This window comes from Pseudomaricurvus alkylphenolicus (assembly GCF_011683955.1).
Lineage (GTDB): Bacteria > Pseudomonadota > Gammaproteobacteria > Pseudomonadales > Cellvibrionaceae > Pseudomaricurvus > Pseudomaricurvus alkylphenolicus.
In genome coordinates, this window is record NZ_JAAQPI010000001.1 from 304,412 (window position 1) to 317,597 (window position 13,186).

At 49.7% G+C, this 13,186-nt stretch carries 10 protein-coding genes; 2 read left to right on the forward strand and 8 right to left on the reverse strand.

Features of this window, described 5'->3' with window-relative positions; genetic code table 11:
* Window positions 1–42 precede the first annotated feature (42 nt).
* A complete protein-coding gene (locus tag HBA55_RS01210; protein WP_166985773.1) occupies window positions 43–2,220 on the reverse strand; it encodes a TonB-dependent receptor in 2,178 nt (725 codons plus the stop codon).
* Window positions 2,221–2,536: 316 nt separating this feature from the next.
* Here HBA55_RS01210 and HBA55_RS01215 point away from each other — a divergent pair, with 316 nt between their 5' ends.
* Window positions 2,537–3,592 carry a helix-turn-helix domain-containing protein gene (locus HBA55_RS01215; protein ID WP_166985776.1) on the forward strand — a complete coding sequence of 352 codons (1,056 nt, stop codon included), beginning with the start codon at window positions 2,537–2,539 and terminating at the stop codon, window positions 3,590–3,592.
* Here the strand turns inward: HBA55_RS01215 and HBA55_RS01220 are convergent.
* The 5 genes from HBA55_RS01220 to HBA55_RS01240 all read right to left on the reverse strand — a co-directional run bounded on the left by HBA55_RS01220 (window position 3,581) and on the right by HBA55_RS01240 (window position 9,137).
* Window positions 3,581–4,477, reverse strand: a complete 897-nt coding sequence (locus HBA55_RS01220; protein ID WP_166985779.1) for an alpha/beta hydrolase — start codon at window positions 4,475–4,477, stop codon at window positions 3,581–3,583. The genes HBA55_RS01215 and HBA55_RS01220 overlap by 12 nt on opposite strands.
* Window positions 4,478–4,743: 266 nt before the next feature.
* Complete coding sequence (locus tag HBA55_RS01225) at window positions 4,744–5,628, reverse strand: alpha/beta fold hydrolase (RefSeq protein ID WP_166985782.1); 885 nt, start codon at window positions 5,626–5,628, stop codon at window positions 4,744–4,746.
* Between the two features lie 19 nt (window positions 5,629–5,647).
* Entirely contained in the window at window positions 5,648–7,516 is a 1,869-nt protein-coding gene (locus HBA55_RS01230; protein ID WP_166985786.1) for a CocE/NonD family hydrolase, read from the reverse strand.
* A gap of 43 nt (window positions 7,517–7,559) precedes the next feature.
* Complete coding sequence (locus tag HBA55_RS01235) at window positions 7,560–8,525, reverse strand: alpha/beta hydrolase (protein WP_166985789.1); 966 nt, start codon at window positions 8,523–8,525, stop codon at window positions 7,560–7,562.
* Window positions 8,526–8,576: 51 nt separating this feature from the next.
* On the reverse strand, window positions 8,577–9,137 hold the full coding sequence (locus HBA55_RS01240) for a hypothetical protein (RefSeq protein WP_166985792.1): 561 nt from the start codon (window positions 9,135–9,137) through the stop codon (window positions 8,577–8,579).
* A gap of 271 nt (window positions 9,138–9,408) precedes the next feature.
* On the opposite strand from HBA55_RS01240, the gene HBA55_RS01245 reads away from it, so the two are divergent.
* Window positions 9,409–10,470: a helix-turn-helix domain-containing protein gene (locus tag HBA55_RS01245; protein WP_166985795.1), complete on the forward strand. Its 1,062-nt coding sequence runs from the start codon at window positions 9,409–9,411 to the stop codon at window positions 10,468–10,470.
* Window positions 10,471–10,665: 195 nt separating this feature from the next.
* Here the strand turns inward: HBA55_RS01245 and HBA55_RS01250 are convergent, their stop codons facing one another.
* Entirely contained in the window at window positions 10,666–11,829 is a 1,164-nt protein-coding gene (locus HBA55_RS01250; protein WP_166985798.1) for an iron-containing alcohol dehydrogenase, read from the reverse strand.
* Between the two features lie 274 nt (window positions 11,830–12,103).
* Window positions 12,104–13,123 (reverse strand): alpha/beta hydrolase, encoded by a 1,020-nt coding sequence (locus HBA55_RS01255; protein WP_166985801.1) that lies wholly within the window; start codon window positions 13,121–13,123, stop codon window positions 12,104–12,106.
* Window positions 13,124–13,186 lie beyond the last annotated feature (63 nt).

The following is a 13,186-nucleotide window of genomic DNA, read 5'->3' on the forward strand; positions in this document are numbered from 1 at the left end:
ATGATTGGGACCGGGACAGGGGGCCGAACACCCCTGCGTCCCTCAAAAGTTGTAGTTTACTTCGACGCCGACCGTGCGAGGTTTAAGCCTCACTGCCGGAACACCATAACCATCGAAGACGGCCAACTGGGACAAGGCACCATCTTCATTGGAGAGATTCTCGACGGTCAGGAAAACACCCGTCTGATCATTCAACTCTATACCGATCCTGGCGTTGATAACGGTGGTCGCATCAGACGTAAAGGATGAAAACAGGGCATAGTCGGTGCGTTCATCGGTATAAACGGCATTGAGAAAGGCTGAAGCCATCATATCTCCCAGCTGCCAGCGGTACGCGGCTGACGCTGAGAGAGTCGCTTCCGGTGCCATACTCACCTGATCCCCTTTCTGAGTGCCCGTACCCGCGCCGTCGTCCTGATACTCGGTTTCATTGATATTGCCCGACATGGAAAGGATCAGCCCCTCGATGCCACGATAGACCAGACCCAACTCAAAGCCGGTGCCCTCCGCAGAGGCAGCATTCTCACCGTAGGTACCCGGAGCGCCCTGGGCATCGATAAAGGTGACGAAGGTCTGAATGTCATCCCATTCGAGGTAATAGGCAACCGCCTCCAGTGACAGGTCACCTTCCAAAAAGCTGACCTTGGCCCCCAACTCGTAGCTGGTCACCAGCTCCTCATCGGCGACTTCCGGCACCACAACACCCACACCGGCACCCGACACAATGCTGTAACCCAGATTCATATAACCACTGCGGAACCCTTGCGCCACGTTAAGATAATAAAGAGAGTCTTCATCGGGCGTCCAGGCCAGATTCAGTCGTCCCGTGGGCTTTTCAAAGGTATCCTTGCGTGGATTAGCAATACCAAATAACCCCAGGAATGGTGCCGAAGGCCCCTCATCCCTCGCTTCTCGCTCGTCCTCAAAGTAACGGGCACCAAGCGTCATTGTCCAGGTGTTCGCCAGTTGATAATGCAGCTCGCCATACAACGCCCACTGCTGTGATGACGAGGTGCCATTGGTGAACTCAGTCATTGAAATGGTGGGTACGCCCTGAAAAACGAATCCGGCATCAGAGGCGGCTGTGGTTTCCATGTCCTGGTACATCAAACCTGCCGTCCAGTTTAATCGTCCTTCCAGACTGGTGCTAACGCGAAATTCCTGGGAAAAGCTTTCGGATGTGTTTTGCAGAACGAATGGTGTCCCCAGCGAGTCATACCCCTGTACAGAATCCCCCTCAAGATAGGAGGTAGTGCTGACGAATACGAAGTTGTCGGACACATATTCGACACTGACACCATAGAGATCAGACTCGTTTTCCGTCGAAGAAAAGGCTGCCTCTGCAGGGCGTACGCTACCCGACGGCATAAAGGTAACAGGATCGAGTTCAAAAAAAACGGCGCTGTAATTCAATTCTTCGTCCGCAAAGGGCGCCGGCTGGCTGTTTTCTGTGTGCCAGACAGACGCCTTGATGGACAGCTTTTCCGTTGGCGTGTAGAGCAGTTTCGCTCGATAGGAGGAATCCTCCATATCATTGAAGTTATCGATACCCTCAAGCGGGCGGTCGATATAACCCGCCTGCTCAATCTGGGAGCCGACCACCCTGAGCGCCAGAGTATCTTCCAGCAGCGGTATATTTACCGCGCCCTGCACCTTCCAGTTGTTGCCACCGCTTTCGGTAAAGGAGGTAGCGACAGTGGTTTTCCCGGAAAACTCATTTAGATAAGGATCCTGGGTGATGATACGAACCGTACCACCGGAAGATCCGGAGCCGTAGAGGGTTCCCTGGGGACCGCGCAATACCTCAACACGGTTTAAGTCGTAGGGATTGAGTTCCGGGGAAACGTTCTGCCCCACCCGCGTAAAGGGCATATCGTCCAAGTAATAGCCCACCGGAGAATCGCCAATGGTGGATGAGATGCCTCTGATCTGGACAGATTCCCCCTGCCCGCCCACCTTCGAAGAACTGACACCGGGATTGACTGAAATAGCTTCGAACAGTGAGGTGTAGCCACGCGCTTCCAGCTCCGCGCCGCCTACGGCCGATATGGCAAGCGGGGTATCTGCGACCGAAGCCCCTTCTGACCGTTTCTCTGCCGTGACTATAATTTCCTCAAGCATCCAGTCATTGTCGTTGGCCCAAAGCGTGCTCGTGGCTGTGCTTATGGCCATGAATAGCAGACCCTGTTTGAGTCGGCTGCTTGTCTGAGTTGTCAACATTTGTCTCTCCAGTCCTCTTATTTTAGTGCATACAACCTGAACAGCTCACTGAGAGTTGTGCTCTCTGTGCTTGTTGAGTCAAGGAAGCTTAATTGTATCGAGAGCGTTTGTCGGTGATGTACACTAGCAGCCATAAAGTCTTTGAAAACGGCCGTCATTGACCGCTGCGGTAGGTTTCAGGTAATTTGACACGCGTGGGTAAACAGGGACTACCTGGATTATTACTGTTCGAGCTAATAGCACTCGCTGTATATAGGCTTTTGTTATGTTTTGTACCACGGATGTCTTTCTGAAGTCACATTAGAGCCGGATAACCATGAGTCTCAGCACCAGTCTCTATCAAGCGACACCACTAGAGCTCTTCCATGGCAAGCCCCTTGTTGCGGGAACATTGCTGGATAGCGCCAACACCGGGTCGACGATTATTGAAAACAGTTCCCCCTGTTGCCAGATCAGCTGTGGTGGCAATCTGGTCAAGATAAGCCCAACGCCGGAAAACCAGGACAACTACATTGAGTCATTTCGCTTGTCACCCTACGCGTCTTGTTCCATCGTCAGACTTTCCGTTGATTCCGGTTTCGAGATGAACTTTGATGGCAATGATCTGATGGGGTTTTCTATTGGCCTAAGCGGACGAGGTGAATTCCCGTCGATCGGTCCCATCGCCGTTGAAGAGGGTAACCCATTCGTCTCACTGTTCTTCGCACCATCAAACTCCCAGGTGTCCATTGCCCCGGATCAGGACCGTGACAATCAATCCGTTAACTTTTTGTTTAAGAAGGCACTAATCGAACAGGCTCTTGGGATGAGCAAACAGGAACTGCCCGAACAGCTGATGGAATTTTGGTCGAACGCCAACAACAACTATCAGCTGCAATCACTTAACCTTCCTTACCACGCAGTCGAACTCGCCGGACAAATGTTGAACAGCCCCGAACACAATAACCTGCGCTACCTGCGGTTATTGTCCCTGGCTAATACCATGATGTTTGAATTTATGCAGTCTTTTTCCCAGATTGAGACCGGTGCCATCAACAAAGACAACAAACTGTTGGCGAGGGCGAAGACACTGCTGGAACAGAATCTGGCGGGCCATTACTCTCTTAATGAGCTCGCCAGGGATGTGGGGCTGTGCAGGAGCAAACTGACTGCTGGCTTTAAAGATCAATACGGTACAACTGTTGCGGACTACCACCGAGACCTTCGTCTCAACGAGGCCCATCGGCTGATCACACAAACCGACAAATCGGTAGCCCTGATCGCCGAGGAGACCGGTTTTTCCAGTTCAAACCACTTCGCCACCGCATTTAAGAGGCGGTTTAAGCGAACCCCAAGCGAAATCAGAAAAATGAAGTCCGGATCAGTTCTCTGAATACAGGAAACGGATGGCCTGCATCAATGCGGCTGGAACGACAGAAGCATGGGTCTGACCTGGATGAACGTCACATTTGGCCGAAAGATTCTTGCCCGGCGTTGTTTTGATGTGAGTAGTTATTTTAGTGTAATTGCGGCCCATAGTGCCATAGAAACTGTGGCTCAGCTCTCCTTCCCCTAAGGAGATATAGACCCGCTGCCCGTCGAAGTCGGTATCCAACAACAATCCGGGCAATTCTTCGACCAGTTTGCAGTCCTCCTGCAACAGACCAGGACTGCCGATCCAGTACTTATCAAATAAAGGGCTTTGCTTGAGAAAAGCATAGTAGGTAAAAAGACCGCCGAAGGAGTCACCCAGTATACTCGCTTTATTGTCATCCACTCGGTAGTTCTGGCGAATCACAGGATCGAGAGTGTGCTCAATAAATTTCAGAAAATTGTCGGCGCCGCCAGGCTCTACTTTTACGATTTCCAGATGTTTAAAGGATTCAGATTCCAGCTTGCTATCGAAATATTGAAAGAAGCTGTCCGGGACAGACCCTTTGGGTGTATAGTCCCGGTTTCGCAAGAAGCCGCATTGCGCAGCCTTTACATAACCGATGCTGACAACAATCAGTTCCGGTATCCCGGGTTCGATCATATCCATTTGCAGCAGGCGAATGGTGTCGTTATACATACCGAAGAACAAATTGCCATCCAGTGCATACACAACGGGGTAATGTCGGTCCCCCGTTGCATAGGAGCCTGGCAGCCCAACCTGGATCAGATACTCTTCTCCTATTTTTTCAGAGTGCAGCTCGAACTGCTCCGCGTTTGAGAATACCGCTGGTAACGGGTTGATCTCCAGATGCTTCTTAGGTTGCGTTTTTTCGCGGGAACTCATAACTTATCCTGATTTTGTGCAGAAACTCTAGCCTTATTTCTACCTTCGGTAGATTGACCGTGTTTCCTGATTTTAGCTAAGTTATGGGAAAACAGGTTAAGATACGGCCAGAAATTGTATGTTTCTGGCCACGATTGCATTGCCCGTTACTGCACGGCCATCTCCAAGATCTCACGGCTTTGATCAAGGGTAATGGTTTGCTTCTCGCCCAGTTTTACCAAGCTGTGGGCTTCAAGTTGGCCGAGTATCTTCAAGAATATGTGCAATCACCAGCTGTATTCTTCCAGGTAACTTAGTGCACTTGACAAGAATATTTTGACACCTTCGGACGTTTCCGATACACCTTTATGGTCGAAGCCTTTATGTTCTACAACGGTCCAGCCAAGCTCTTCCAATTCCTTTTGGCGCCTGCGAATAGTCGGTGCTATTTCTGTTGCAAGGTCCATTTCTGGAACACCCAAGTCCTCAGATCCATAGAAAAGGTATTTAATCTTCTGTTTCAGCTTTGGGGTTTCTACTTCATCATTAAATTGACTGTTTATAATGGAATAATAGTACTCTTTGGTACTCTCAAACATAGAAAGCTGTTCGCTAAGAACTCTGTATTTTTCCTTATTCATGAACAGCTTAACCATCTTTATTTTCAGGGTTATTCTCAATAGCATTAATAATCTATTGGTCTTTTTGTTGGTTAACCCGTTTATCATGTCAACAAAGCCACCTTCCAGCGGAGCCCACCCTCCAATGACCAAGCCAGCGCAACGGCTTGTTCGATAAGCCGCTTTCAACGAATAGCCTGCACTCAATGAGAACCCCAACAAAACAAACTTATCGACGCCGGCTCCGTCCGCTATTGCAACCAAGTCAGAAGCGACTTTATCTGGAGTAAATGACCCAACATCAGTCTTTCCGTATCCTCTCGGAAAATCAATGCAAACGACTTTGTAGCGGTCGACGAACGCATCAATGACTATCTTGTTGGAACTTAACCCTGCTTCATATTCTGCTTTATTTTCATATGCCCCTGTTGAGAGCATTATTGCTTTTAAGGAATCTATCCATGGATAACCAATGAAAATCGCTGGTCCATCTTGCTTGCCTTTAACTTCATAATACAGGCGGCAGCCGTCTGAAGCTGTCACGTATGGCATATGGCTTGTCTCCTGTATCTTACATCTCGAAGGCGTAATCGGCTCGATCGTCTTTAAACGCATCGTTTAAAGGAGTAGGAGCAGAACTTGAGCTGATGATCGGCAAGCTGATTCTAAAGGCGTCATCCCCTCCCAGTGACAAGGATACATTTGCAGAGGGATCATACGCAGGCATATCGTAGCTCTCCCTATCGGAGCAGGATAGCGTCATCCGAATTCGGTGACCGGCTTCTATTCGACGGCTGATGGCAAACATGTCCAGCTCCACTTTCATCTCTTCCCCTGGCTTAACAGGCAGGCTATCAACCTTGTTTTCGGAGTGCCAGTGGGTTTCAATATTCGGCCATGCTGGCTTGCTCACTTTACGGTGTTTTAGATTCAGTAAACCCTCAGTCAAATAGTGTGCTTTTCCGGCCGAATCGATCTCTTCCAGAGTGACGATAATCGCCAGATCCGTTTGATCACAACTTAGTCGAAGCTCGACAGATGGCACTCCCGTTATGTCAACTGCTTCCTTCATCGCTTCACTGGTAAAACTCAAGGCTTGTTCCGCACGCTCATCCAGGTGTGGATAGTTCAGACGCATGGCATGGAACATATAAGGCGTTCTGGTTGCCAATCCGTTACTGAGAACATGATTGACCTTATGGTCCCGTCGGCTGGGCTCAGGACACTGCGGTGTCAAGGTTCCGTCCGGCTGTGCAAACAGCAGCATGTCCTCTGTGTCTACCAGCGGCCATGATGATGCCTTATGCCATTCTTTGTAGCCGTCGGAAGCGTCGGTACTGTAATGAATGGGAGATTCATCCATGATGCCATTGTCAATACCCTTCAACCAATAGTCGAACCATCGCAGCGGTTCAAAGCCAAATTCGAACTGGCTATGTGTCCAGGGGCCAATCAGGATCTTCTTGGGCACCTTCAGCGCTTGATAAAGACTCCATTGGTCGTTAACAAACGTCATATCCCACCATCCACCCACAATGTAAATGGGGCAACCTGCCGCATTGACCTGGTCAATCTTTTGCCAGTGGCTTTGCAATTCTCCACAAGTCGAGTCGATCAGATGAGGAAACGACTTCTTCAAATTCTCTATGTCTTCATCCAGAAACTCAGAAAGTGATGGAGCGCCATCTTCACTGACTTCATCATCCGGATAGTATTCTGCCGCTTCGGCCCGCGCCTGGTCTCGCAGCAGCTCGCCATCGGGACCATCGACGGGCGAGGCGGGTTCGGATCGATCCTGTCCCTGGCGCATCAAGCTCCAACCCTTGAGAAAGCCAGAGAGTCTGACACCATTGTAGAACTGAGCATTTCTGGAGGTTGTCAACGCCATGGGCATCAAGCAAGCTGGAGGCACCGTGTTGGACTCAGCGGCAGCTGCCGCAGTCTCAATCTGTACAAATGCCTCCCACGATCGCCCCCACATACCCACCTTATCAGTCGACCATGGTTGTTTGCTGATCCAGTCGATCACGTCTGCCAGGTCCCGGCCCATTTCGACGCCGGTATTCTTGCCGAAAGATGCCCCTGTACCACGAAAATCAACGGATACGAAGTTGTAACCATGATCGACAAGAATCTTGGCGTTGGGGGCAAGTTCATAGGGTGTTATGATCGATCCGACTTCGTATCTTTCCAGGATCTTCAAGCGTCCGACATCATAGAAGTTGGATTCTCCTTTTTTGAAAGAACGCCGATATCCGGTGCCTCGAACCACAGTTGGCCGCGCTCCGCCCAAAGCCTTTCCATCCCTGGCGGGATGAAGGATGTCCACGGCGATACGCGTGCCATCGCGCACGCTTACGTACTCCGAGGTACGTACATAGCCATTTGTCTCGATATTGCTGTAGCCTGAATAAGTGCCGATAAGAGAACTCTTGCTCATATACAAACCTGATCTTGTTCAAAAGTGATAATAATTTTCGACCTCACGGTCTTTTTTTCTCTTGACCTAATCTTGCTGCCATTTCTTCATGAGATTCCATCGGATGAACCCCGGGACGGAGCCGGAATACCGAACGCAGCCCGGCACTGATGGCACGCGATAATATAGACCCATGGTCTTCGTTATTCATGATTTCCCAATGCACGTTCGCGCTGGGATAGCCTCGCACAGAAAACTGCTCCGCTACCCAAGTGACGCCGCTGCCAAAATTAATCAATCCCATCAGAGGGTCTTTCCCCACTTCCTGGTCACCACAGCAAATAAAGAGATCGACTTCCATATCCTTGTGCCTGGCGGCATAGGCCTCATCCAACATGCGAATGGCGCCCCGGGCAGAACTGAAACCAGGGCTGATGCAGACATAACGCGAAAACAGTGATTGATCGTCGTACAGATCACGCAGTACGTAGTGACCACCAGAGGAGTCCCCAATAAGGGTGTGGCGAGCTCCGAGATCGATAGGATAACTCGCAGCCAAATGCGGCAACAGCTCTTCACGCAAAAATGCTGAGAACCTCGGTGCACCGCCGGCAGACATTTGCATGTCCGGTTTACCCTCTGCCTGTTTTATTCCATTAAAGATCTTATGCAGTGATTGACCCAGAGGATCTTGCATATCCCACTCACCATGAAAGTCAAAATTGCGTCGGGCGTAAAAAGATGCGTAGCCCTCATCGGCAGGGTAGCCTACTCCAACAATGATTACTTCAGGCATAAGAGGAATAAGGGCTGCGCTGCCGCTATGGAGTTCTACCGCCACCCTGTCAAACAGCAGATTACCGTCGGTGGTCAGCACTACCGGATAATTCTGATTACTGAGTTCATAGCCCTGTGGCAGTGAAATATCGATTGTATAACGCCCTAATCCATCAGCCATCACCTCAAAATGGTGATGGCGTTTGTTGACTGGTGCCAAGGGTTCAGTTTGTGCAGGATTGACTCGTTTCATATTTTCAGATATCCCAAATGGGTATTCATTAGATTGTTCAGACGTCAGCAATCAGCTTTGCTGATAATTGTGCTCGATAACAGATTTCAGGCCTGCCAATTCGTCCCTGAAACGCCTATTGTTCTCTTCAGAGAACTGTCGCTGCATTTCGATCTTTTGGTGTTGATTCATTTGATCCCATTCCGATTTTACTACTCCATGCTCACTATAGACGTGGTACTCTAGAAGTGTACCACCATCCTTTTCATACAACATCCACGATGAATGACCCGACAGCGACCAGTCCTCAGGACAGTATATTTTGATGCTTCGCGTTGAATTGGGTACAACCTCGACAGTTTCAACATAGAGCTTTGGCAAGTCATCCTCCGCCGATAGCAAGGCCGCAAAGATCTCACCTGCTTCGTTCTTGTTACCGGCACGGTGATAAAGTTTCAGTCCATGTTTCCAGGAATTGGGGCTCATGATATAAGGCCACACTTCTTCCACAGGACAGTTGATCCAGACACTGTTGTGCCCAATCAGATTCAATACGTTGCGTTCAATGATTTGATGGCAATCATGCATCGATGCGCTAGAAGAATGCGCAGTACCCAAGGCACTCGTTTTCACCTCTGCTCTCCTCTGGGGTTTTTCGTCAGCATGTTCGATTAGAACCCTGCCTGTCGGTGCAGCTGTTATTTATCAGCAAGTTTCATTGTATCGAGGAGAATCAGCCAGCGTGTTCGGCGAAGGTCACAATCCCTTTGTCAGCGGTCGTAATTGACCAGCAATGTCGAATTCAGTTAACGTTGCTGGAAAAGGCGAGCCGACCCCGAGACGTTATTCCCGAGAAGACTAACGGAATTACTCCTAATAAGATTTTGATATTTTGCGTGACCCCATGATAAATGCAGACACAAGCTCACACATCCCAACGGCTTTGGAGATTTTCCAGGGTAAACCTTTTGTCGCCGGTTCAGGTCTGGATGGCAGCAGTGCCAAGATCACTCACTTGCAAGAGGATACCCAACACTGTCAGTTCAGCTGCGGAGGTAACCTCGTCAAACTTAGCCCCACCCCGAATGATCAACATAGCTATATTGAGGCATTTCGCATATCCCCCTACGCCAGCTGCTCAATTATCAAGCTCTCCGCACACTCCGATTTCAAAATGTGCTTTGATGGCAATAACCTGATGAGCTTTTCGGTTTCTATCAGCGGACGGGGGATTTTTCCTTCGATAGGGCCAGTCTCCCTTGAAGACCGCAGTCCTTTTGGGTCTTTGACCTACGCACCGCCAGAGGCCCTGGTCACCATCGAATCAACCGAAAAAGTCGACTATCAGTCGGTGTCAATTTTGTTTAATCGCGACCTGATAGAACAATCCCTGGGCATGAGCAAGCAAGAGCTGCCAGAGCAGCTGCTCGATTTCTGGTCCAGTGCGCACAAAGACTGTATGTTGCGGCCTTTGAATCTTCCCTATCGCTGTATTGATCTTGCCAGTGACATGTTGAATTCCCAAGAGCACAGCAACTTCCGTTACATTCAGCTGTTGTCGCTGGCCAACACCATGATGTTTGAGTTCCTGCAGTCACTGGATCGCAAAGATACTAATCCCCCGAGTAAAGATGGCAGACTACTGGCTAGAGCAAAGAATTTTCTGGACCAGAACCTGGCAGCGCAATATTCGCTGAGTGATCTGGCCAGGGAGGTTGGGCTATGCAGAACAAGGCTTATCGCCGGTTTTAAGGAGCAATACGGCACCACCGTTACGGACTACCACAGGGAAGTCAGGCTACAGGAAGCCTACCGCCTCATCACCCAAACTGCTGCTACCGTCGCCAGTGTTGCAGAGGAAACCGGATTTTCCAGCTCTAACCACTTTGCCACTGCCTTTAAGAAGCGGTGGCATAAGTCGCCGTCCGAGGTGAGGAAATCGAAAATAGAACTGTGGAGCTATTAACTCCTTGTTGGCGTAAATTCTTGACTCGTTGGCGTGACTCCAAGCGTTGATTCATTATCATTCCATTAACATAGTGACAGTGAATCGGTCTCAAGCGTTAACCATTGAAGAAACCGCTCTGCAAGGCAGACAGCGGCGCTACGATCAACTGACATCTTGCCCGCAGGGGATTGGGATTCTGTATTGTGTTCTGTTTCAGAGTACCGCCATCTCCAAAATCTCACGGCTTTGATCAAGGGTAATGGTTTGCTTCTCGCCCAGTCTTACCAAGCTGTGGGCTTCAAGTTGGCCGAGTATATCGTCAATCGCCCGCTCCTTACCCTCCGTATGTTCGGTCAGCTTGGTAGCCACACCCAGGCTCTGGTAGAAGGCTTCAATTTTATCCACCGTACGCTCCGCCAGCGCATCCTCTCCATCCAGGCCAAATACATTCCTGCCCATCTGTTCGAGCTTGGCGCGTTTATCCGCCATTTGATGGCGCAGCAGCGAGGGTTGGATAATGGCCAGTGAACGACCGTGATCTACGCCATAGAGTGTGGTGACTTCATGGCCGATCATATGGGTAGCCCAGTCCTGGGGTACACCGGCGCCGATCAAACCATTGAGGGCCTGGTTGGCGCTCCACATCAGGTTGGCTCGCCATTGATCACCCGATTGTTCAGTGGTATCACGCTCATGAAATTGCTGACCGAGCGTAAGAAGGGTTTTCAGCAACGCTTCAGCGTAACCGTCCTGCACCATCGCCCCGGTAGGCGTATTGATGTACTGCTCACAAACATGCACCCAGGCGTCCACAACGCCATTAATCAGTTGATGCTCGGGGAGGCTTTTCATCACATCCGGATCCAGTACGGCAAACTGCGGACGCACAAGCGGAGACTTGAACGATTTCTTGTGATGGGTTTCGGCGCGGGTGATTACGGAAATGGGATTGGATTCGGAACCTGTGGCGGCCAAGGTGAGCACTGCGCCAATGGGGAGTGCCTTATCTACCGGTTGACTGCCTGAGAGAATATCCCAACCCGGGCCGTCATAGCAGGCTGCTGCTGCGACATATTTGGAGCCGTCTATCACCGAACCGCCGCCAACCGCGAGGATAAAGTCAACTTGCTCAGCCTTGGCAATGGCCACCGCTTTGTCCATGGTTTCCAGGGTAGGATTGGGTTCCACACCGCTGAATTCCAGCCAGCTATGCTCTTTCAGGGCCTGTGCAACCTGATTGTAAACGCCATTGCGTTTGATGGAGCCCCCACCGTAAATCACCAACACCTTTCGACGGGTGGGAATATGCTTGCTGACTGAGGCTATTTGCCCCTTGCCAAAGTGAATTTCGGTCGGATTTACATAAGAAAATTGCATGGAATCACCGTCTCTCCGGGTCAATGGATATTAGCCCGCCCAATAAGGTGTCAGAACAACTATGCATTCCGAGGCTTATATTGGGCTGATTCCGGATTGAGTATAAGAGAAAGCGGTTTTTGCCAGCTTCAGTTTTCACGCCAAAACCATAAGAAAAGCCGCCTGAAGAGGAGTTGCTTCGGACTTTTCCTGGCCGCTGTATTGGAACAACAAAGTTGTTGGCGCGAAATCTTAATTCAATGGCGTGACTTCAAACGTTGAATCTCCCTAAAATTCAGCTAAAAGCATCTTTCATAAATTCCGCGACCTTTTCTAGCTCTTTCTTAAGATCTTCGTTCAGATGTGCCATCGCAGTGAATGCGTGCATCATTCCCTTTCCTTCGTAATAAACTGTTGGAACCCCGGCGTGCTTTAGGCCTTCGGCGTAACGTTTCATACCCTCAGTGCAAACGTCAAACTCGGCGGCTACACATATCGCCGGGCATAGATCTTGCAGACTTTCAGGAAATAGATCATACCGTTTAGGTATTTGGACATTGCCATCCGAGTCCACGATATCAAGATCTGTCGACCAATTTTTACTGCATTCCAGTTCCGGATTGTCAGGATTCCATGCACCGAGATATCGACCAACCATTGAACACGCGCTATCAATAGTCAGCATTGGATCAAGCATCTTCCCATCGGAGGAAATTTCAGTGAACTTTCCATCACCAGCAACAATAGGAGCATGAAAACAAAGCTTGGGATGTCCATTTTCTCTTGCCCTTACCGCCATTCCAATAGTCAGTGAACCTCCAGCACTGTCGCCTGCTATAGCAATCCGTTCTCTATCGCCTCCCAATTGCTTTGCATGCTCATATACCCAGTTTAGCGTCGCCCAACAATCATCGTGAGCCGCCGGGTAGAGATGTTCCGGAGCTAGCCGGTAATCAGGAGAGATGACGATACAGTCTACCAAATTACAAAGAAGTCGATTCGACCCGTCATGAGTATCCGAGCTGCCAAAATGAAATCCGCCTCCGTGAAAATACAGCAAGATCGGTAAGGGATCATCAGAGTTGGACTTTGGTCTGTATATTCGAACTGGAATCTTGGACTCTGGCCCATCGATCTCTATATTTTCAACACGGCCAACTTCGATGTGCGGTGCTGGCGGTTGTAGTAACTCGTAGTTTTTCCGAGCCTCCAGGATTTCTTCGGTATTTCTATCTCGAAAAGGCGGCAAATCCTGACTCTCCATGATTTCAGAGATCCTTTTCGTCATCGCTTCGAAAAAAGGATGTAATGGCATAACAAGTCACTCCACGTTCAACAGTTTACAATATCGTTCCAGATTGGCGGTCGTTTGGATTGC